The organism is Arthrobacter sp. SD76 (assembly GCF_049726125.1).
Classification (GTDB): Bacteria; Actinomycetota; Actinomycetes; order Actinomycetales; family Micrococcaceae; genus Arthrobacter; species Arthrobacter nitrophenolicus.
Window position 1 is genome coordinate 4,358,133 of sequence record NZ_JBNBLR010000001.1, and the last position, 21,126, is coordinate 4,379,258.

A 21,126-nucleotide genomic window follows, 5' to 3' on the forward strand; every position below is an offset into this window, starting at 1 on the left:
CTGGTCACGAAAGGCAGCACAATGCAGAACACCGCACACCCCTCCCGATTGGTCCTGATCGGATCCGCAGCATCACAGGCGATGTCGCCCGGGTTGTGGAATCCCGTCCTGGGCCGGCTTGGTACCGGCTGGACATACGAGGCGTGGGATGTGCCGCCGGACGGGGACCTGGTGTCCGTCCGGGACCGGCTGCTGGAACCCGGCATCATTGCGGCCAACGTGACAATGCCGCACAAACACTGGGCGGCGGACGCTGCCGACAATGCCACAGAGGAGGTCCTGCTGGGCGGCGCCTGCAACCTGCTGCTCCGCAGCGGGTCCACGCTCTTCGGACACAACACCGACATCATGGCGGCCCGTTCGTTACTCGGGGGAGAATTCCAGCGAAACGTTCTCCTGATGGGCGCAGGTGGGGCGGCCAGGGCAGTCCTGATCGCGCTGAAAGGCAAAGCCGGCACGGTAACCATCAGCGACAGGGACCCTCGGGCCATGGAGAACTCCTGGGCCTGGCCAAAGAGCTGGGCATGGCAGCGCGTTCCGTGGACTGGGATGAGGCCCGGGGACTGGCTTCCGAAGCCTCCCTGCTGGTTAACGCCACCCCACTCGGAAAGAGCGTTTCGGACGGGCCGGTGTGGGGCGATGGCCCGCTTGCCCCTGACGCCGTGGTTTACGACTTCGTGTATGCCGGCCATGTCACCGCCACCATCGCACGGGCCCGCCGGCTTGGTGCGCGGTGCATCGATGGCTGGGACCACCTGTATGGGCAGGCGGTGGCGATGGTCCCCCTCCTCGGGATGGACGAACAGGCACGCGAACTGCTCGGGGAATCGCTGGTCCGGGTGCGGTCCGGAGCCTGAAGGGGGCGGCTCGAGGCCTTCCCGGCGGACACCTATATGATCGAAGCGGACCTGAAACCCGGTGCGCCGCACGGGGCGGCCAAGCGTTCGAAGAGGAGCAAAGCAGTCCATGGAGGAGCAGGCCGCCTACTTTGTTAAGTCGGTTGAGAAAGCCTTCGATGTGCTGCTGGCCTTCACGCCGGAGCATCAACGCCTGACGGTTTCGCAGGTCGCCACATTGACGGACATGACCCGGGCCTCCGCCCGGCGGTTCCTGATGACACTGGCGGACCTTGGCTACCTTCGTGCCGATGGCCCTGCATTTGAACTGACGGCCCGGTCCCTGGACATCGGCAGGTCCTTCCTGGCGGGCCTGACACTGCCCGGCGTTGCCGAGCCGCACCTCAAGGACCTGGCGGCCAGGCTCAACGAAACCACTGCCCTGTGCGTCCTGGACGGCGCCGACGTCGTTTACGTGGTGTGCGTCCCGTCCCCCCGGCTGCTGTCCGTCTCCATCACGGTCGGCACCAGGTTTCCGGCCTGGGCGACGTCCATGGGCAGGGTGCTTCTTGGCGGGTTGCCGGAACCGGAACTGCAGCAGTACCTGGAGACGGTCCAGCTGCACCGTTACACGCAGCGCTCAGTCAGCAGCATCGAGCAGCTTCGCGCTGAGGTGGATGCGGCGCGGGACCGGGGCTGGTCCATGGTGTCGGAGGAGCTGGAGGAAGGCCTGCGCGGTGTCGCGGTACCTGTCCGGCGGGGAAACGACATCGTTGCCGCCGCGAACGTGTCCCTGCAAACGCACCGGGCATCGGCCGAGGACGTGGAAAGGGCGGTTGTGCCGCAGCTCCAGGAAGCAGCCAGACGCATAGCCCTCGACTACAGCGGTCCTGTGACGGGGCATCGGCCCACACATCGAAGCGCCTAATGTAACTGTTCCCGTACAAGGCAAGCCTGCCTACTCCCGCCGGGGCGGTGCTGGCCATAGACTCAACCCAACTACGTGCAGCAGCGCCGCTCCGCGAAGCCCCGGGCCGGATCACCAGTCCCGGGACCGGATCAACCGTGGCAGCGCCGCCGCACTCGTCAGCGAGGAGAGTCGGCGGGTGAAACTGGGCATACCGCGGGAACACCGCGAGGGCGAGCGGCGCGTTGCCGCGACGCCGGAATCGGTCAAGCAACTGGCAGGCTTGGGCCTCGAAGTGCTCATAGAAGCCGGCGCCGGTGAAGCCGCGGGCCATGCCGACGACGAGTACCGCCAGGCCGGTGCCGCCGTCGTGCCCCTGCTGGTAGCGAAGGAACTCGATGTCCTGGCCCACGTCCGGCCCCTTGACCCGCATTCGGCCCTCTCCCTGAAGCCTGGGGCGGTCACCGTTGGCCTCGCCTCGCCGGCGTCCGAACTGGACACGGTGCAGGCGCTCGCGGACGGGCGCATCACCTCCTTCGCGATGGAACTGGTCCCCCGGATCTCCCGGGCGCAGTCCATGGACGCCCTCAGTTCCCAGGCCCTGGTGGCCGGCTACCGGTGCGTGCTGGAAGCGGCCATCCGGCTGCCGCACTTCTTTCCGCTCTACATGACGGCCGCCGGGACGGTGCCTCCCGCCCGGGTCCTGGTGCTGGGTGCCGGCGTGGCAGGGCTGCAGGCCATCGGCACCGCGAAACGGCTGGGCGCCCGTGTCTTCGCGAACGACATCCGCCCCGCGTCCGCCGACGAGGTCGCATCCATGGGCGGCACCTTCATCCGGCTGGACCTCGAAACGGCGGAAGCGGCCGGCGGCTACGCCCGCCAGCTCAGCAGCGACGCCGGAACCCGGCAGCGGCAGCTGCTGGCACCCCATGTGGCGCAGTCGGACGTCCTCATTACGACGGCGGCCGTCCCGGGCAGGCCCGCCCCGCTCCTGGTGACCCGGGAAATGGTGCAGGGCATGCGGCCGGGGTCTGTCGTCGTCGACCTCGCCGCCGAGTCGGGCGGCAACGTGGAGGGCGTGGTCGCCGGAGCGGATATCGCCGTCCCCACGGCCGACGGCGCAGGGCACGTGAGCCTGGTGGGGCTCGAGGACCCGGCCTCGGCGATGGCCGCGGATGCTTCCCGGCTATACGCCAAGAACGTGGCAAACCTGCTGGCACTGATGGTCCGGGACGGCACTGTTGCCCCGGACTTCGGCGACGAGGTGCTGGCGGGCGCATGCCTGACCCACGACGGCGGGGTGCGGCACCAGCCCACAGCGGAACTGCTTGCACAGAGAATCCACGCACGGCAGGAAGGGGCACTCTGATGGACGGAATGAGCCTGCTGACCATCACGGTCCTGGCCGTGTTCGTCGGGTTCGAGGTGGTTTCCAAAGTTTCCAGCACTCTGCACACGCCGCTGATGTCCGGCGCCAACGCCATCCACGGCATCATCCTGGTGGGTGCCATTATCGTCGCCGGCCAGGCCGCCGACCCCTGGGTCCTGGCCGTCGCCTTGCTGGCGGTCGTCCTGGCCACCGCCAACCTGGTGGGCGGTTTCGTGGTCACGGACCGCATGCTGCACATGTTCCACGGCAGGAAAGACGTTGCCCGCTCCGCATCGGCGAAGGCGGAGAGCAAATGACAGTCCTCGATCCCGTCTGGACGGCGCTGCTGTACCTCGTGGCGGCCGTGTTCTTCATCCTGGCGCTGCGCGGCCTCAGCTCCCCGCGGACCGCCCGCCGTGGAAACCTCATTGGTGCACTCGGTGCCCTGATCGGCGTGATCACGGTGTTCTTGTCCGTGCGGCTGGACAACATCCCCTGGATCCTCGGCTCCATCGCGGTGGGCACCGTGGTGGCAGCCCCCGTGGCCCGCGGCGTGAAGATGACGCAGATGCCCCAGCTGGTGGCCATCTTCAACGGCGTGGGCGGCGGTGCCGCTGCCCTGGTGGCCCTCCTCGAGCTGGGCCATACGCCTGATCCCTGGGTGCGCCTTGCCATCGTGTTCACCCTCCTGGTGGGCGCCGTCTCGTTCGCCGGATCCGGCGTCACGTTTGCGAAGCTCCAGGAACTGATGACCACCCGACCCGTGGTGTTCCCCGGCCTCCCCGTGGTGATGGCTGCGGTGCTGCTCGCCTCGGTGGCGGCCGCCGTCGCCGTCGTCTTCACGGGGTCGGTGGCGCTGGCGGTGCTGCTCCTTGTGCTGGGGCTGGCAGCCGGCGTCCTGCTGGTGCTGCCTGTAGGCGGCGCCGACGTCCCGATCGTGATTTCGCTCCTGAACGCCTTCACCGGCCTGGCCGTCGCCGCGTCCGGCGTGGTGCTCGGCAACGTCCTCCTGGTGGTGGCGGGCACCCTGGTGGGCGCCTCGGGCACCATCCTCACCCGCGCCATGGCGGCAGCGATGGGCCGCAGCGTGGCCGGTATCCTCTTCGGTGCCTTCCGGGGAGGCTCGACGGCGGGGTCCACGGCCGTGAGCGAGCGTCCCGTCCGGTCCTCCAGCCCCGAGGACGTGGCCGTGCTCCTGGGCTACGCGCAGCGCGTGATGATTGTTCCCGGGTACGGGCTGGCGGTGGCGCAGGGACAGCACACCGCCGCGGAGCTGGCTGCCGCCCTGGAAGCCCGGGGCATCGACGTCGCTTTCGCCATCCACCCCGTGGCAGGGCGGATGCCGGGGCACATGAACGTGCTCCTGGCCGAGGCCAACGTCCCGTACGAGTCGTTGAAGGAAATGGGGGAGATCAATCCAGAGTTCAAAACCGCGGACGTGGCGCTGGTGGTGGGCGCCAACGACGTGGTGAACCCGGCAGCCAAGACCTCCTCCGGCTCGCCGATCTACGGTATGCCCATCCTGGAGGTGGCCGAGGCGCGGCAGGTGGTGTTCCTCAAGCGCTCCATGCGGCCGGGTTTCGCCGGGATCGAGAATGAACTGCTCTACCAGCCGCAGACGTCCCTGCTTTTCGGCGATGCGAAGGACTCGCTGGCACAGGTGCTGGGAGCCGTGAAGGCGCTGTAGCTACCGGGTGGTTGCGTACCTGCTCCGAACCCTGCCCGGGGCAGGCTACTCTTCTTTCAGAAGTAGCCTTCCAATTGCCACCAAAGGACACCATGACTGCCAACAGCACCGCCGCCCCCCAGCGCGCAGCCATCATCATCAATCCGGCGAAGACGGTGGACGTGGATGTGAAGGAGCTTGCAGCCCGGCACGCGGCGGAAAACGGCTGGGGCGAGACGATGTGGTTCGAGACCACCAAGGAGGACCCGGGCGTGGGACAGGCCAAGGAAGCCCTCGCCCAGGGAGCCGACATTGTGATCGCCGGCGGCGGTGATGGAACGGTCCGGTGCGTCGCCGAAGTCCTGTCCGGCGGGGACGTGCCGATGGGCCTGCTGCCCCTGGGTACGGGGAACCTGCTGGCACGCAACCTGGGCATGGACGTCACGGACTACGACGGCGCCATGGCCGGTGCCCTCGCCGGAACAGAGCGGAAGATCGATGTGGTCCGGGCCCGTCGCAGCGACCCGACCTGGAGCAGCTCTTCCTGGTGATGGCGGGCGTCGGCTACGACGCCACCATCATGGCGGACACTGACGAGGACCTGAAGCACAAGGTGGGATGGCTGGCCTACGTGGACGCCGGCATCCGCAACCTGCCCGGCAAGCCGGTCAAGGCCACCGTGGTGATCGACGGCAAGCGGGTGGTCCACCGCGGCGTGCGCAGCGTGATGGTGGGCAACTGCGGCAAGGTCCAGGGCGGGCTGGAGATCTTCCCGGAGGCCAAGGTGGACGACGGCCTGCTGGATATCGCCGTCCTGGCGCCGCACCAGGGCCGGCTGGGCTGGCTGTCCGTGCTCGCCGGCATCATCGGCAAGGGCCGCGGCAAGGACACCGCCGTGGAGTACTTCCAGGGCAAGTCCGTGGAGATCACCCTGGAGCACAAGGACGACTACCAGCTGGACGGCGACCACGAGGGCCAGGGCAAGCATGTGCTGATGACCATGGACCCGGGTGCCCTGACCCTCCGCATGTAGCCGTTCCTAGGCCAGCAGCCTGCCCCACCGCGGCTCCAGCAGCGGCGCGCCCGCGAGCTTCAGGGCATGCCAGAGCGTCACCGCCACGGAGTCCAGCACGGCAACGCCGGTGCTGTCCTCGATTTCCGCCGTGATGTTGGCCCCGTACAGGTTCGTGCAGAGGTAGATCAGGGCATCGGGGGCAGCCGCTGCCAGTTCCCGTGAACCGGGCAGCATCTCATCGTCGGTGACCCGGGCAAAGGACTCGTTGTCGCTGAGGCCCAAGGCCCGGTGGTCCATGGTCTTGATCCCTTCCCGCTCATACGAGGCGATGATTTGGCGGTTCACGTCCTCCGTGTACGGGGTGAACAGCGCCATCCGCTCCGTGCCGGACGTCCGGAAGGCTTCGAGGTAGGCCAGGGTGGAAGTGGTGGCGGGGATGCCGGTGGCATCGGTGATTTCCGCCACGAGTTCCCGGTCGTGGTCTGAACCCAGCCAGGAACCGGATGTGCCGTTCCAAGCGATGACGTCCACGTCCGCCGTCGCAAGGAGCCTGGCGGCCTCGCGCATGACTGCCGGGTCGAACTGCCGGTCGGAAGAGTCATCCAGGGCGATCCTGGTGACCGGGATACGGGTGAAGTGGACGGTGACGTCGGTACGATTTCCCAGGATCCGGTAGGTCTGGGGCTCCAGGCACGTGTTGGAGGACGGCACGATCATGCCGATCCTGCGTGGCCGGGTGGTCGATGGCATGGTTGCTCCTAAAAGGCTGCGGCGTGGGCAACGCCGGCGGTGGTGGCGGACTGGTGCTGGCGGAAGCCGTTGCGGGCAAGGAAGCGGCCGGCGGCGCCGGGATCGTGGAATCCCTGGCCGTCCAGCACCACGCGGCCACCGGAAACAACGACGGCGGGCCAGCCGGCCAGCACGTCTCCGTGGAAGGGTGAAAAGTCCGTTCCCATATGCAGGTTTGCGCCGTCTACGGTGCGTTCCTCGGCGGGGTCGAAGATGACCAGGTCGGCGTCGAACCCTTCGGCGATGCGGCCTTTTCCGGGCACGGCGTTGATCCGCGCCGGGCCGGCGGAGAAGGCCTCCACGAAGTCCTCCACGCTGGCGCCGGCACCGGTCATTGCAGTGAAGGTGACGGGCATCCTGGTCTCTACGCCGGGCAGGCCGTGCGGCATGGCGCGGACGTCGTCGGTCCGTTCGCGCTTTTGGGAGAGGTCGTAGCAGGAGTGGTCCGAGGACATGGTGTGGATGGCCCCGGTGGCCAGCCGTTCCCTGAGCGCGGCCACCGTCCGGGCGCTGCGCATGGGCGGGCAGCAGGCGAACCACTCCGGGAAGGCCGAGCCGTAGACGGAATCGTCCAGGGTGACGTAATGCGGGCAGGTTTCTGAGAAGGCCTCAAGCCCGCGGGACCGCGCATCGGAAACCAGGTCCACGGCCCCGGGCGTGGACTGGTGAACGAAGTACACCGGGGCGCCGGTGTACTCGGCCATGGCCAGGGTTTCCTTGACCGAGGTCTCTTCGGCCAGTTCGGGCCGGGTCCGGTGCAGGTGCCCGATGCCGATCCGGCCGTCCTGTGCGTGCTGTTCCGTGCAGTCAGCGATGATGGGGTCGTGCTCGGCGTGGATGTAGGTAAGGCCGTCCAGCCGGACCATCTCGCGCATGACCTTGAGGATGGTGTCCCCGTCGGCCATGGTGGTGCCGCGGTTGGTGGTGTACATCTTCACCGAACGCACCCCCTCGGCGGCGAGTTGCTCCAGCTGCCACGGCACGGTTTCGTTCCAGCTGATCACGGCGCCGTGGAGGGCGACGTCGCACCGGGATTCGGTGGCCAGCTCCTTCTTGTGCAGGACGGCGGCGAGCGGGGTTTCCTGGGCATCCCGTGGAATTCCGAAGTCGATGATGGTGGTGGTGCCGCCCCACAGGGCGGCGGTGGACGTGGTGCGGTAGTCGTCCAGGGTGCGGAAGCGTCCCGTCACCTGGGCGACATGGCAGTGGCCGTCCACGCCGCCGGGTATCACCAGCCTCCCGGCGGCATCAATGGTCCGTAGGGCGGCAGGCGCAGGGCGGGCGGCGTCGGCAAGGTCGGTGACCAGGCCGTCCCGGACCACGATATGGGCGGCCCGGCGCCCGTCACTGTTGACCACGGTGGCGTTGGAAATGACAAGGTCTGGCTGCTGGGACATCGGTGTCCTCCTTCGGGGAAAGCTGCTGGTTCAGGCGGTGGGCAGCGCGGGCACTGCGCTGTCCTGGGCCGCAGCAAGGGCGGCGTCGAGGTTCGGGCTGAGGCCGGCGCGGGCCTTCCCGGGCGGCGGGGCGAAGGCGCCGGCACGGTGCGGACCGGACCCGAGTCCAGCTACCGCCTCGGCCATCCGGATTCCGGCGGAGATTCCGTCCACCACGGGAACCGGGATCTGCCCCTTCAGGTCGCGGGCGAGCCCGGCGAGTGGGGCTCCTGCGAGGATGACGACGTCGGCGCCGTCCTCCGTGACGGCCTGCCGGCTCAGTGCCATGAGGGTTTCCTTGAAGTCCTGCTGGACCGAGCCGATGCTCTTCAGGGACTCGTTGATCGAGCGGATGGACGCCAGCCGTCCGCCGAGGCCGAACCGCTCCACGCAGTCCAGGTACGCAGGGTTTGATCCGGTCCGAGATGGCGATAATGGAAAAGCGGTGCCCCTGCAGCGCCGCTGCGCAAAGTGCGGCTTCGGTGATGCCGATGACGGGGACGCCGGCCAGTTCCTTCAGCGCGGGCATGCCGGGATCGCCGAAGGCCGCCACCACCACGGCATCCACGGGTTCGGCGCCGGGGAGGGTGTGCGCGGCAATAATTTCAGCCACGGCGCCGGCGGCCACGAGGGATTCAAAGCGGGTCTCGATGTATTCCATGCCGTAGGCGGCAGTGCGGACCACCAGTTCGGTGCCTGGCGCAGCGGAGCGCAGTGCCTCGGTTTCGATCAGGGCTGTGACATCGTCGCTGATGTTGGGGTTGATGACCAGGAGTCGCATTATCTCTTCCGGTGAAGTTGGGGTTCGGTTTTTTGGAAGTCTTCCGGGAATTGCTCCCGGTACTTTCCGATGTGGGACGCCGATTGTGCCGCGGCACGGTCGGGGTCGCCGCTGGCAATCGCGGCATAGAGTTCGCGGTGTTCCCGGATCAGCTCCGGCAGGTCGCTCACGTGGCGGAACAGCCAGTGCATCCGGCCCTGCAGGGGCTCAAGTGCTGACTTGAGGAAGTTGTTGTCGGCGATGCCGGTGATGGCATCGTGGAATTCGCTGTTGGCACGGTGGGCCTCCATCACGGCGCCCTTGGCGAGGAAACTCTCCGCGTTGTCCAGCAGCCCCTTCAGGTAGGCAAGGTCTTTCGCGGTGGCCCGCACGGCGGCAAGCCGGCAGGCCAGGACTTCGAGGGACTGGCGGACATCGAAGAGGTCCTCCACGTCCTTGGGGCTCAGGGTGCTGACTTCTGCCCCCCGTGCGCCCCGGTCGCTGATCAGCCCCTCCTGGCGGAGCATCCGCAGTGCTTCGCGCACAGGGAGCCTGGAGACGGAGAATTCGGCCGCGAGGTCCCGTTCCACCAGCCGCGTGCCGGGAGGGTAGTGTCCTTCGAAAATCCGAGTGCGGAGCGTGTCCCGGACAGCCTCGCGCAGCGGGCGTTCTTTGTCCTGGGTGTCTTCTGCGGTCAGCATGGTGCTCCATTCGGATTCTTGGTGGACACGGCTCCCGGCAGCGGGAACGCGGATCAGGTGTTGCCTTGGATGGCTAGCTTAGACAGGAAGCCGCTTGTTGTAGTTCAGCGTCAGCACGGAGGCGCCCATGACGATCGCCGAGCCCACGAAGTAGAGCAGCGCCCAGGTGTAGGAGCCTGTGGCGCCCACGATCAGTCCGACGGCGATGGGAGTGACGAAGCCGGAGATATTGCCGCTGAAATTCATCGCCCCGCCCAGGACGCCCGCGTTGGTGCGTCCGCCCAGGATGGAGGGGATGCTCCAGAACAGGCCCACCCAGCGCAGGAAGAACATAACCAGCGAAAGTAGGACGACGGCGGTGGTGGGGTCAGCGACCAGCGTGACGCCGACCAGGCCGCCAATGACCACGGCGCTGGAGATGCCCAGCAGGGTCCGCATGACGCGGTTTGCCGACGCACCGGAGGCCCGCCACTTGTCGGCGATGGTGCCGCCGATGATTTCGCCCACGAACCCTGCGCCGAAGATCACGAAGGTGGACCAGCCGATGGTCTTCAAATCGAAGCCCTTTGCCTGCGCCAGGTAGAGGGGTCCCCAGGTCAGCAGGCCGTAGAACACGCCGTTGAAGCCCAGCCATCCAAAGCACATGGCCCAGAAGGAACGGAACTTGAGGTACGGGAGCAATGCGCGCTTGCCCTGGCTGCCATCCAGCTTCGCCTCGGCATCTTCGGCGGCGTGGGAGGCTTCAATGTAGGCGGCTTCGGCCTCATTGACTCCGCGGTGCTCGCGGGGATTGTCGCGGATGTACCACCAGACGGCCAGGCCCATGAGGACCGTGGCGGCACCGGCGATCACGAATGCCCAGCGCCAGCTGCCGGTGGACGCGATCAGCCCGGCAATGATGATGCCGCCGAGCCCGGCACCCAGCGGAGCGCCGGCGTCGAGGATGGTGGCACCGCGGCCGCGTTCCGACTTGTGCATCCAGATGGCGTTGAGCTTTCCACCGGCTGGCATCACTCCGGCCTCGGTCACGCCAATGCCCATCCGGGCAATGAACATGCTGAGGAATCCGCCGGCCATGCCGGAGGCGGCTGTGGCCGCGCCCCAGCCGACACAGGAGGCGGTCATGACCTTGCGGGGACCGAACTTGTCGATCAGCCAGCCAACCGGAATCTGCATCAGTGCGTAAGTCCAGAAGAAGGCGGACAGCAGGAGGCCCACCAGTTCAGGAGCGAGGTTGAACTCCTTTTGGATGATGGGGAGGGCAACCGAGATGGAGCCCCGGTCAATGTAGTTGACGGCAACGAGGACCAGCAGCAGGAGGAAGAGCTTCCAGCGGACTGCTGTGCGCCGTTGCACGCCGTCCTTGCTGGATTCGACCGGTGCCTGGTCTATGGGTGTATCGACGGCGGATGCCGCCGTTGTTTCAGTGTTTGGGATGGACACAGCTTCTCCTTCACGGGGAAGTTTACGGATGGGGAAAGTGCGGGGATGTGCGCGGTCCGCCCTGCAGCGGCGGGTTCCGCAAAACTAATGGAAACGCGTGGGTCGGCGATCCGGAGCGCCGGGATGGTTCTTTTGGGATCCCAATTTGGGATCCCAAAAACAACGGTAGGAGTGACCCCGACCACTGTCAAGGATTTTCGTGAACTCTGCCCGGGCAGCCTCTTGAAAACGGATTGTGACCGGCATTGGCCAGTCGTTAAGGGCTACTGGGGCGCGGCGGGGTTCCGGTGCGCCAGGATTTCCGCGAGCTCTGCCAGCCGGTGGGCCCGGGCGGATTCCGCCGGCGTAAAGGGCTCGCCGGGCCGGGCGAAGGTGATGGGGCCGTGCCACGCGGTGGGGATCTTAAGCCGGGTGCCGGCGTCGTCCGCGGCGTGGGCCGCGGCCTCCTCGGCGGGGGTGAGGATCCGGGCCCGCAGCAGCTCCGCAACGGCAAGCGGAAGTTCATCGGGCGCATCCGCGATCCGCGCCGCAAGGCTCAGAGCCCGGGTCTGGCCGTCGGCCATGGCCAGGCTGGTGGTCGGCCACACCTGCGGGGCGGAACCGCCCCCATCCAGCAGGGCGTCCAGGAGCTCGCGCTCGCCGATGCCGCCGGGTGCGGCAAGCACAAACTCGTCCAGGACGCCGCCGGGCACCGGATGCACGTGGATACTCAGAATGTTGGTGCCCGTCCGGGCCAGCGCCTTGGTGACCCGCTGCAGCGAGCCGGGTTCATCATGCAGGACGGTACGTGCCCGCCATAGCGCCGGCGCCGTGCCGAGCGTCCTGCGCAGCCGCAGCGCCGGGGCGTGGAGCCAGCCGCGCAGGATCCTGCTGGCCGAGGGTTCCGCCACCCAGATCACCAGGACAGTGGCGGTGACCGTCAGGACCAGCACCTTTGCCAGGTACGGAAGCTCGGTGCCCACCACCAGGGCATGCACCAGGAGTTCGATTGGAAGCATCACGGCGACGTTTGCCAAGGTCAGCCGCGCCTTGGTCGGTTCAGGCATCAGGCCGCAGACTTCACAGCTCAGTTCGGCCGCGGGGGAGTTCCGTGCGGGGAGCTTCATGGCATAAGCATCACCGGCCGCTGTTTCAGCCGCGTTGCCTCCGCGTTCCATTCAAGGGAAAGCGCCGGGTGGTTTCCGGAGCCCGCCCCGTAGGATTTAGCAGGAACGTCAGCGCGGCCGCCCGTTAGATACCTCCTCCCGGAACCTGCAGGAAAGGCGCCACTGTCCCCGTGAAGATGCTCGCTGAAATGTTCAGCATTGCCCCCGGCAACAAGGACCACCACCCCGCCCTGAGGTGCGCCACAGGGGTCTTTGTTCCACTGCTTACGCTGGTGCTCCTGGGGCGGCTGGACCTGGCGATCTTCGCTTCCTTCGGTGCCTTCACCGGGATTTACGGCAGGGGTGAACCCCATGGCGTCCGCTTCGCGCTGCAGTTGCGGGCCGGCCTGCTCATGCTGCTGGTGATCCTCCTGGCCTCGCTGGCCGCGAGGATGCAGGCGGCGTGGGGGCTGGACGACGCGACCACCACCTGGCTCCTGGTGCTTGCCACCACCGTCGTGGCAGGCGCCTGCTCGGTGGCGATTTCCTGGTTCCGGCTGCGGCCAGCGGGCTCCCTGTTCCACATCTTCGCCTTCGCCGCCATCGCGTCCATTCCCAACCAGCCCCCGCTGTGGCAGGGGATGCTCGTCTCGGTCCTCACCACGGTGCTGTGCCTGCTGATCGGGTTCTCCGCCGGATCCTGCCCAGCCACCGCACCCCGTGGACCCGCCCCCGGCCCATCCGGCGGACCCCCGACGAAAAGCGCGCGGCCTGGCTGGAAGGCCTCGGATACCTGGTGGCTGCCGGACTCGCCGGATCGCTCGCCACCTGGGCCGGCGAACGGCTGGGGTTCGGCCACAACTACTGGGCCATGGTGACCGCCGTTGTTCCCCTGGTGGGGCACACCACCCGGCACCGGATCCGCCGCGGCATCCAAAGGATCGTTGGCACCGTGCTGGGCCTGGTGATCCTGGCCGGCATCGTGCTCCTGGACCTGCAGCCGTGGCAGACGGTACTTGTCATGGCACTGTGCCAGTTCGGCGCGGAGATGTTCATCATCCGCCAGTACCTGCTGGCCCAGGTCTTCGTGACACCGCTTGCCCTGATCTCCACGCTCCTGGTGGTCCCGTCCTCGCCCGCCATCCTGCTCCGCGACCGCATCATCGAGACGGTGATCGGAGCCGCCGTCGGCATTGCCGTGGTGCTGGCCCCGGGTGCCTGGCGGCGTTTCCGGGAACGCACGACGGCGGGCTGACGGCCTTCCGGCTGCGCGGTACGCTGGGTGCCGGGACCATTCAACGGAAGCTGGTGCGGCGCGGCGAACTCGAGGTCCGGCGACTCGGTGGTGGACCGGATCGTCCGGCTGATCTCGGCCTTTCCCCAGGATGTCGGCACCCTCCAGCTGTCCGAGCTCGCGGCCCGTGCCGGGCTGCCGCTGACCACCGCGCACCGCCTTGTGCGGCAGCTTGCGGAACACGACCTGCTGGAAACCGCGCCCGGAGGCATGGTCCGGCCGGGCGTGCGCCTATGGGAGCTGGTGAACAGGACCTCGCCAACCCTGGCTCTGCGGGAGGCGGCCATGCCGTTTATGGAGGACATCCAGCAGGTCCTGAACCAGAACGTGAACCTGACGGTGCTGGACGGCTGGGAGGCATTGTTCGTCGAAAGGCTTTCGCGGCGCGGGTCGGTGGCAAACCGGGCCCAGGTGGCCGGGCGGATGCCCGTCCACATCACGTCTGCCGGGCTGGCGCTGATGGCGCACCAGGACAAGGCCCTGCAGGCGCAGTACCTTGACCAGTTCAGCGACCCCGACGGCAAGGCCACTGTAGACGCCCTGCGCGGGCTGCTCGGCGAAACAGCCCGCCAGGGCTTCGCCCAGCTGAAGGGCGTGGTGGATCCGGACACCTGGGCATCGCCGTCCCCGTGCTCAACCGCCGGCAGCGTGCGGTGGCCTCCCTCGGCGTCGTGGTTCCCCTGCGGGAGATGCGCCTGCAGGCCCTGGTTCCGGCCCTGCAGACGGCAGCCCGCGGTATCGCCCGCGGGCTGGGCGACTCCTGACTGTTCCCATTCAACGGAATTGCTGTTACGGCCGTCACCCCTCCTGCCGCACACTGGGTGCCAGAACCCAGAACGCCGGCACCGCACCGCGGGCCCCGCAATGAAGCGAGACGAACCATGGCAACACGCAAGATCATCTCCACCCAGGTGGCCATCATGGGGGCAGGCCCGGCCGGGCTCATGCTCTCCCACCTGCTGGCGAAGGCCGGCATCGACTCCACAGTGATTGAAGTCCGCAGCCATCAGGAGATTTCGGAGACGGTCCGCGCCGGCATCCTCGAACATGGGACCGTGAACCTGCTGGTGGACAGCGGCGTCTCGGACCGTGTCCTGCGCAAGGGGGACCGGCACGACGGCATCGAGCTGCGGTTCAACGGGGAGAGCCACCGCGTGGACTTCAAGGACCTGGTGGGGGAGTCCGTGTGGCTGTACCCCCAGACGGACGTGTTCGCGGACCTGGCCGCCCGCAGGAAGGCCGACGGCGGCGACGTCCGCTACAGCGTCACGGACACCTCCGTCCACGATCTTGAGGGCAGGCCGAAGGTCTGGTTCACCGACGCCGACGGTGTGGAGTTCGAGATCCAGTCCGACTTCCTGGTGGGCGCTGACGGTTCCCGCAGCCACTGCAGGTTCCAGATCCCGGAAGCGCACCGCAAGTGGTACTTCCACGAGTACCCCTTCGCCTGGTTCGGCATCCTGGCCGAGGCCCCGCGCAGCTCCGACGAACTGATCTACGCCAACTCCGCCAACGGTTTCGCCCTGATCAGCCAGCGCACCGAGACGGTGCAGCGGATGTACTTCCAGTGCGACCCCAAGGAAAACGTCGCCGAGTGGGACGATGACCGGATCTGGGCCGAGTTCCGCAGCCGGGTGAACGGCAACGGTTTCGAGCTCAAGGAGGGGCCGGTCATCGAAAAGATGGTCCTGCCCTTCCGCAGCTTCGTCCATACCCCCATGCGCCACGGCAACCTGTTCCTGGCCGGCGACGCCGCGCACACGGTCCCGCCCACCGGGGCCAAAGGCCTGAACCTGGCGATCCATGACGTCAAGGTCCTCTTTGAGGGGCTGGACAGCCACTACAACGCCGGTTCCGGCCGCCTCCTCGAGACCTACAGCGACCGTGCGCTGGAGCGGGTCTGGAAGGCACAGCAGTTCTCCTACTGGATGACCACCATGCTCCACACGCCCGCCGACGCGGACGACTTCTCCCGCGCCCGCCAGCTGGGTGAGCTGAACTCGGTGGTGTCATCTCGCCACGGCATGGCCTACCTCGCCGAGGCGTATACCGGCTGGCCGGGCGCGCGCTAGCCGATCAGGCGCCGGATGGCGTCCGCGACGGCGGCCACGTCCGGCTCGTCGTCGCGCCTGACGGTCAGCAGGTGGAGCAGGAGCCCGTCGCCATAGTCCGCCACGTCCCGCGCCCGCGCGGCTGCGTCCGCGACACCCATCGCCGCCAGCATCTGTTCCAGTCCGCCCACCAGGAGTTGGTGCCCGGCCGTCACGGCCTCCGGGTGGTCCAGGGAAAGGGCCATCCGGGCGCGGGTCAGCCCGGTGTGCTGCCGGGCCAGGGCCAGCACCATTGCGGCGAGTTGTCCGGCAAGTTCCTTGATGTTCGACGGCGGGCCTGCGGGACCCTGGTCCCGCAGGAGCTCGGCGTCCAGCTGCAGCAGGCGGTCCAGCACGCCGTCAACCAGGGCTGCCCGGTTGCGGTAGTAGTTGGACGTTGTTCCTTCGGCCAGTCCCGCCGTTGCATCAACTGCCCGGTGCGTGAGGCCCTTCATTCCCTTGTCCGCCACCACGGCCAGTGCGGCATCGAGTAATTGGGTGCGGCGGTCCGGCATAAAGCCAGTCTAGTGACCCGTTCCGCAATTACTACAAAAGTAGTAGAGTTTGCCCATGGAGACCATCTCGATCGTGGGAGGCGGCATCGCGGGGCTCGCGCTCGCCGCAGGCCTGGACCAGAGCAGGTTCAGCGTCACTGTCTATGAGAAGCGGCCCGAACTGCCGGCTGTGGGCACAGCTCTAGGTATGTGGCCCAATGCCCAGCGGGCCCTGGCCCGGCTGGGGATCCTTGACGCGGCCCGGGCGGCCAGTCCCGTGATCGGCAGCGGGTCGGTGCGAAACGCTGCCGGCCGGCCCTGGGTCACCGTTGACGCCGGCGGGATGTTCGCCATTTCCCGGAAAGACCTGTTGCGGCTGCTGGACGCCGCCGTGCCGGCCTCTGTCCGCCGGGTCACCAGCCAGGTCCGGCATCTTCCGGCCGACGCCGGCCTGGTGGCTGGCGCCGACGGCGTGCACAGCGTTGTCCGCGGGGAGGTTTGGGGTTCTGCTGCTGCCAGGCTCACCCCGTATCTGGCCGTGCGGGGGACGGTGCCTTTCCGTCCTGATCCGGACGACGTGGGGGAGTACTGGGGCCGCGGGGACCTGTTCGGCATCGCTGCCGCTCCGGCCGGAGGCTTCTGGTACGCCAGCTACCGCTCGGAAATCGGCCCCTACGGGATCGATCCGGTGCCAGTCCTGGGGCAGGCCCGGGAGCGCTATGCCGGGCACGCGCCCGCCATCCGCCGGGTGCTGGCGGCGGCAACTCCGGAGGACATCCTGGTGCAGCGCCTCTGGACCACCCCGCGCCTTGGCACTTTCGTCCGCGGCAACGTGGTCCTTTTGGGGGACGCTGCCCACGCCATGTTTCCCACGCTTGGCCGGGGCGCCTGTGAATCGCTCGTGGATGCCGTGACGCTGGCCGATCTCCTTAACACGCGCCCGCGGGAGGAGGCTCTGCAGGCTTACGACAGGCAGCGCCGGCTGCGCACCCGTGCCCTGAGCGTGGCCTCCGCGGCGCTCCTGCGCGTTGCCCTGGCCGATAATGCCCAGCCCCTCCGGGACCGCCTGCTCAACCTGGCGCGGAGGCGGAACGGAAGGGCCGCCGTCGGGAGCGGCACAGCGGCCTGATCAGCGCACGGGCGCGGCCGGAAGCTTGCTGTCCTCCCCGGAGGCGGATGCGGCCGCGGGCGGCGGCACTGCCGCAGACGACGCCGGAGGCACTGCAGGCAGGCGCTTCTTCCCCGCTCCCTGGCGGCCGGACCGGCCGTACACCAGGTACATCGTGATGCCGGTAATCACCATCAGGAGCACCGTGTAGACGAAGGTGTTGGCGATCCCTTCCACGCCTTCTGCGCCGTCGGTGTTGGCCTTGATGACCAGGCCCAGCGGCTGGACCAGCGGGTGCGCCAGGAAGATGGCGGTGTCATAGTCGTCCAGCAGGCTGTTGAAGTTCAGCGCGGTGATGGCGGCGGCCGCGGGAAGCACCAGCGGCAGGAGGATCCGGCGGAACACGTAGAGTGTCCTGGCCCCCATGATGGCTGCGGCTTCCTCCAGCGAGGAGTTCACCGACGCGAAGGATGCCTTGAGCATGCGCAGGGTGAAGGGGATCTTCACCGTGACGAACGCGATCAGCAGGATCACCGTGGTTCCGGTGAGCACGGCGCCGCCCACCAGCGGATTGGGGTGGTCGTAGCTGATGATGAGGCCCAGGGCCAGCAGCGCCGACGGGAGGATCCAGGGGATGTGGAGCAGGTACTCGAACGCTGAAGACACCCAGTTCCGGTACTTCTGGAGCAGCCGGGCCACGAACAGCAGGCCGCCGACGGCGATGAGGGCAGCCAGCGCGCTGTACACAACGCTGACGATGAAGGGCCGCAGCCCGGACTGCTCGGTCAGGACCCGGACGTAATTATCCAGGGTCAGGTTCGCCAGGGAGAGCTGGCCGGTCTGGATGGCGGCGCCGTCGGCGAAGGAATACAGCACGATGAGCAGCACCGGAAGGGTGTACACCGCAAACAGCAGGTAGGCCACCACGTGGACGGCGGCGTTCGCCAGCGGGTTGCCGATCTGCTGCTTCTGCAGCGCCGAGGACACTTTGGACACCGAAAAGTACGTGCCGCCCTTCTCCAGGCGGGTCATGACGGCCAGCATCAAGACCGTCGCCAGGCCCAGGATCACGGCCAGCAGTGCGGCAAGGTCACGGGAGGTGGGGCTGTTGGTGAACGTGAGGATCATCGGGGTGATGGTCTGGAAGTCCCGTCCGCCCAGCACCTGAGGGGCACTCAGGGCGCCCAGGCCGGTGAGGAAGGACAGGATGGTCACCGCGAACAGCGTGGGCTTGAGCATGGGAAGCACGATGCGCCGCAGGATGGTCCAGGTGGAGGCGCCAAGGTTCCGTGCTGCCTCGATGGTCTGGTAGTCCACGCCCTTCAGGGCGTTGGCCACGAACAGCATGTGGTTGGTGGTGGTGGCAAAGGTCATGACCACCAGGACGGCAAAGAACCCGGAAAACCACGCCGGGTCCATGCCCGGAAACACCTTCACCAGCAGCGAGGTGACGATGCCCTTGTCGCCGTAGATGAACTTGTACCCGGCGGCCAGCACGATGCCGCCGTAGATGAACGTTGAGGCGTAGCCCAGGAAGAGGATCCGCGAACCCCGGATCCGGAAGTAGTGGGTCATCAGGACGATGAAGATGCCCACCACATTGACGGTGATGGACAGTGCCACCGCCAGGAGGAAGCTGTTGCCCAGCGCCTTCATGGCCCGCTGCGACGAGAACAGCTTTTCCGCCGCCCGCCCGGAGAAGCTGCCGTCCGGAAAGAAGGTGGCCATCAGGACGTTCACATTGGGCCAGACGAGGAACGCGGCAATGAACCATGTGAGCACCACGCCCACCACCAGCACGAACGGGGAGCGGGCCATGCCGCGGACGGATGTGCTGCTCATGGCAGGGCTACCGCAGGATCCTGCTGCCGCAGGGCAACCCCCGTTTCCGGGTGGTACTGCAGGACGTGGGCAGGCTGGAGGTAGATGGTGGTTTCGGTCCCGGCTTCGGGGTGTGCTCCGCCGTCCTCCCGCACCAGCAGGCGGATGTCCGCGCCGTGGCTGCGCACCACGTACCGGCTGTGCAGGCCGTGGTAGGTGCGGGACAGCACCTTTCCGGACATCCCGACGCCGGCGCCCCCATTGCCGGGAGCGTCCAGGGACGCCTTTTCCACCCGCAGGTAGGACCTGGCGTCCGTGCTGAGCCCGGCCCCTGACAGCCGGTTCAGCTCCGCGACAAACTCCGGTGTCAGGGCCGAGCTGTCACCAATGAAGTTGCAGACGAACTCGGTGGCGGCATGGTCGTAGATCTCCTGCGGCGTCCCCACCTGTTCAACCACGCCCTTGTTGAACACTGCCACCCGGTCGCTCATCGCCAGTGCCTCGTCCTGGTCGTGCGTGACATAGACGGTGGTGATTCCGAACTCGCTCTGAAGGTCCTTGAGCTGCTGCCGGAGCTGGTGGCGGAGCTTGGCGTCCAGGTTGGACAGCGGCTCGTCCAGCAGCAGGATCTTGGGCCTCAGCACCAGGGCCCGCGCCACGGCCACGCGCTGCTGCTGACCGCCGGACAGTTCCGCCACGTTCTTGGCCAGCTGCTCGTCGCTCAGTTCCACCCGGCGGGCGATGTCCCGCACCAGGCGTTCACTGTCCGCCGTCTTCTCCTTCCGCACCCGGAGCCCGAACGCGATGTTCTCCCACACGCTCATGCTGGGAAAAAGCGCGTAATTCTGGAACACCATGCCCACCTGGCGTTTGTCGCTGGAAAGCCGGGTGACATCCTTGCCGTCCACCCGGACGGTTCCCCTGGCCGGCTGGATGAACCCTGCCAGGGTGCGCAGCGCCGTCGTCTTCCCGCATCCGGAAGGGCCCAGCAGGGTGAAGAATTCACCAGGCCGGACGTGCAGGTCCAGGTTGGGGATGGCGGTGAAATCGCCGAAGGTAACTTCGATGTTGTCCAAGCGGATCATGGCAAACCTGTCTGGTGGTGCGGCCCAAAGCGGAAGGGGAAAGCTGCTGGAAACCGGACTACGTCATGTACTCCAGTTCGATCTTCTCCACCCAGGCGCCCATGTTCTCCTGCACGAACTCCCAGTCGATGTCCTGCTGCTTGAGGTCGGCGAAGAAGTCCACAACCTCGGGGTTGGCCTGGGCCGCGGCACCCTCGTTGACAGGCATGGAGTTGAACTGTTTGGCGAACTGGCCTTGCACGTCCGCGCTGCCGAACCAGTCAATGAACTTCTGGGCCTGTTCCTTCTTCTCCGTGCCCTTGACGAGGGCAATCTGCTCGACCGCGAGGGGGACGCCCACTGAGGGAATGACCGTCTCAACGTTGACATTGAAGGATTTCTCGCGGTCGGCGATGATCGAGGACGGCATCTGCCCCATGTCCACCTCGCCGGAGGCAATGCGGGCAAAGAGGTCAGTCTTCGCCACCGCGGGACTGCCGTTCTGGAAGTACTGTTCCACCTGCTTCCACCCCTCATCCGAGATGCCCAGGTCGCCCGAACCGTCGCGGTAGCGGCTGAGGATGCCGGCGAAGACGAGCTGTGCGGTGGCGGTGCCCAGGCCTGTCACGCGCTCGTAGCGGTCCTTGAACTCGTCCTTGGTCCACAGGTCCGTCCAGTCCTGCGGGGCCGCGTCCTTGGAGATCTTGTCCGAGTTGTAGCCCAGCAGGATGGCCTGCTTGACCAGCGGCCAGTACGTCTCGCCGTCGGCCAGTTCTTCGTCCACTTCGCCCGCCCAGGAGGGCTCATAGGGTTCCAGAACGTCCTCGGCCTTGATCTGGGAGAAGTACATGTTGTTCAGCCCGAACGCTACGTCGGCGATGGGGTTGTTCTTTTCGGCGATGAGTTTGTTGGTGGCGTCCGCACCGCCGGCACCCACAATTTCGATCTTGAACCCGGCCTCGGCGGCCTTGGCGGTCAGCCAGTCGCCGCGGCCCTCTCCATTGGAGTTGGTGTACACCACCAGGGTGTCGCCGGAACCGCCGGCAGGGGCGGAGGCGTCGTCGGAAGCGGCCGGGGAGGTGGTGCCTCCGCCGCACCCGGCGAGAAGGGTGACGGCGACGGCGGCGGCAACCAAAGTCTGCAATTTACGCACGATCAGGACTCATTTCTGACTGGAACCGGAGCATGTCCGCACAGCCTATAGCGGGGCAGGCGGAATGCGGGGCTGTTATTGCTATCGATTCGATA

16 protein-coding genes and 5 pseudogenes are annotated in these 21,126 nt (G+C 67.3%); 11 read left to right on the forward strand and 10 right to left on the reverse strand.

The window, feature by feature from the left end; translation table 11 throughout:
- Positions 1–81: 81 nt before the first annotated feature.
- The 7 genes and pseudogenes from ACPEE0_RS21065 to ACPEE0_RS21095 form a co-directional block, all read left to right on the forward strand.
- Positions 82–243, forward strand: a pseudogene (locus tag ACPEE0_RS21065) (shikimate dehydrogenase); the annotation flags it as partial.
- A 281-nt stretch (positions 244–524) separates the two neighbouring features.
- Entirely contained in the window at positions 525–857 is a 333-nt protein-coding gene (locus tag ACPEE0_RS21070) for a hypothetical protein (RefSeq protein WP_424575347.1), read from the forward strand.
- A gap of 109 nt (positions 858–966) precedes the next feature.
- On the forward strand, positions 967–1,764 hold the full coding sequence (locus tag ACPEE0_RS21075) for an IclR family transcriptional regulator domain-containing protein (protein ID WP_009357910.1): 798 nt from the start codon (positions 967–969) through the stop codon (positions 1,762–1,764).
- Between the two features lie 178 nt (positions 1,765–1,942).
- Positions 1,943–3,112, forward strand: coding sequence for a Re/Si-specific NAD(P)(+) transhydrogenase subunit alpha (locus tag ACPEE0_RS21080; protein WP_424575201.1), 1,170 nt, complete (start codon positions 1,943–1,945; stop codon positions 3,110–3,112).
- The gene (locus ACPEE0_RS21085; RefSeq protein WP_009357912.1) at positions 3,112–3,429 is read left to right on the forward strand and encodes an NAD(P) transhydrogenase subunit alpha; all 318 of its coding nucleotides are present in this window, start codon (positions 3,112–3,114) and stop codon (positions 3,427–3,429) included. The genes ACPEE0_RS21080 and ACPEE0_RS21085 overlap by 1 nt, the downstream gene beginning before the upstream one ends.
- Positions 3,426–4,799 carry an NAD(P)(+) transhydrogenase (Re/Si-specific) subunit beta gene (locus ACPEE0_RS21090; protein WP_424575202.1) on the forward strand — a complete coding sequence of 458 codons (1,374 nt, stop codon included), beginning with the start codon at positions 3,426–3,428 and terminating at the stop codon, positions 4,797–4,799. Before ACPEE0_RS21085 ends, ACPEE0_RS21090 begins: the two co-directional genes overlap by 4 nt.
- Positions 4,800–4,891: 92 nt before the next feature.
- Positions 4,892–5,811, forward strand: a pseudogene (locus ACPEE0_RS21095) (diacylglycerol/lipid kinase family protein).
- Positions 5,812–5,817: 6 nt separating this feature from the next.
- Here the strand turns inward: ACPEE0_RS21095 and ACPEE0_RS21100 are convergent.
- The 6 genes and pseudogenes from ACPEE0_RS21100 to ACPEE0_RS21125 form a co-directional block, all read right to left on the reverse strand.
- Positions 5,818–6,543: a maleate cis-trans isomerase family protein gene (locus tag ACPEE0_RS21100; RefSeq protein WP_035752708.1), complete on the reverse strand. Its 726-nt coding sequence runs from the start codon at positions 6,541–6,543 to the stop codon at positions 5,818–5,820.
- Between the two features lie 8 nt (positions 6,544–6,551).
- Complete coding sequence (locus ACPEE0_RS21105) at positions 6,552–7,979, reverse strand: amidohydrolase family protein (protein WP_009357916.1); 1,428 nt, start codon at positions 7,977–7,979, stop codon at positions 6,552–6,554.
- A gap of 30 nt (positions 7,980–8,009) precedes the next feature.
- Positions 8,010–8,799, reverse strand: a pseudogene (locus ACPEE0_RS21110) (aspartate/glutamate racemase family protein).
- On the reverse strand, positions 8,799–9,479 hold the full coding sequence (locus tag ACPEE0_RS21115; RefSeq protein WP_009357918.1) for a GntR family transcriptional regulator: 681 nt from the start codon (positions 9,477–9,479) through the stop codon (positions 8,799–8,801). Before ACPEE0_RS21115 ends, ACPEE0_RS21110 begins: the two are co-directional and overlap by 1 nt.
- 78 nt (positions 9,480–9,557) lie before the next feature.
- Positions 9,558–10,922: an MFS transporter gene (locus ACPEE0_RS21120; RefSeq protein WP_354176192.1), complete on the reverse strand. Its 1,365-nt coding sequence runs from the start codon at positions 10,920–10,922 to the stop codon at positions 9,558–9,560.
- Between the two features lie 263 nt (positions 10,923–11,185).
- Positions 11,186–12,028, reverse strand: coding sequence for an ACT domain-containing protein (locus ACPEE0_RS21125; RefSeq protein WP_407710243.1), 843 nt, complete (start codon positions 12,026–12,028; stop codon positions 11,186–11,188).
- Positions 12,029–12,198: 170 nt separating this feature from the next.
- Between ACPEE0_RS21125 and ACPEE0_RS21130 the strand changes: the two are divergent.
- The 3 genes and pseudogenes from ACPEE0_RS21130 to ACPEE0_RS21140 all read left to right on the forward strand — a co-directional run bounded on the left by ACPEE0_RS21130 (position 12,199) and on the right by ACPEE0_RS21140 (position 15,373).
- Positions 12,199–13,262: pseudogene (locus ACPEE0_RS21130) on the forward strand (FUSC family protein).
- A gap of 27 nt (positions 13,263–13,289) precedes the next feature.
- Positions 13,290–14,065: pseudogene (locus ACPEE0_RS21135) on the forward strand (IclR family transcriptional regulator).
- A 117-nt stretch (positions 14,066–14,182) separates the two neighbouring features.
- The gene (locus ACPEE0_RS21140; RefSeq protein WP_407710240.1) at positions 14,183–15,373 is read left to right on the forward strand and encodes a 4-hydroxybenzoate 3-monooxygenase; all 1,191 of its coding nucleotides are present in this window, start codon (positions 14,183–14,185) and stop codon (positions 15,371–15,373) included.
- On the opposite strand, the gene ACPEE0_RS21145 is transcribed toward ACPEE0_RS21140, so the two are convergent.
- Positions 15,370–15,906, reverse strand: coding sequence for a TetR/AcrR family transcriptional regulator (locus ACPEE0_RS21145; protein WP_407710239.1), 537 nt, complete (start codon positions 15,904–15,906; stop codon positions 15,370–15,372). The genes ACPEE0_RS21140 and ACPEE0_RS21145 overlap by 4 nt on opposite strands.
- 55 nt (positions 15,907–15,961) lie before the next feature.
- On the opposite strand from ACPEE0_RS21145, the gene ACPEE0_RS21150 reads away from it, so the two are divergent.
- Entirely contained in the window at positions 15,962–17,014 is a 1,053-nt protein-coding gene (locus ACPEE0_RS21150; protein WP_407710238.1) for an FAD-dependent monooxygenase, read from the forward strand.
- Here ACPEE0_RS21150 and ACPEE0_RS21155 read toward each other — a convergent pair whose 3' ends face one another.
- From ACPEE0_RS21155 to ACPEE0_RS21165, 3 genes are read right to left on the reverse strand one after another with little or no spacing between them, the layout of a single operon-like run.
- Positions 17,015–18,835: an ABC transporter permease gene (locus ACPEE0_RS21155; protein WP_424575203.1), complete on the reverse strand. Its 1,821-nt coding sequence runs from the start codon at positions 18,833–18,835 to the stop codon at positions 17,015–17,017.
- Positions 18,832–19,899, reverse strand: coding sequence for an ABC transporter ATP-binding protein (locus tag ACPEE0_RS21160; protein WP_407710236.1), 1,068 nt, complete (start codon positions 19,897–19,899; stop codon positions 18,832–18,834). The genes ACPEE0_RS21155 and ACPEE0_RS21160 overlap by 4 nt, the downstream gene beginning before the upstream one ends.
- Positions 19,900–19,957: 58 nt before the next feature.
- Positions 19,958–21,031, reverse strand: a complete 1,074-nt coding sequence (locus ACPEE0_RS21165) for an extracellular solute-binding protein (RefSeq protein WP_407710235.1) — start codon at positions 21,029–21,031, stop codon at positions 19,958–19,960.
- Positions 21,032–21,126: the final 95 nt, after the last annotated feature.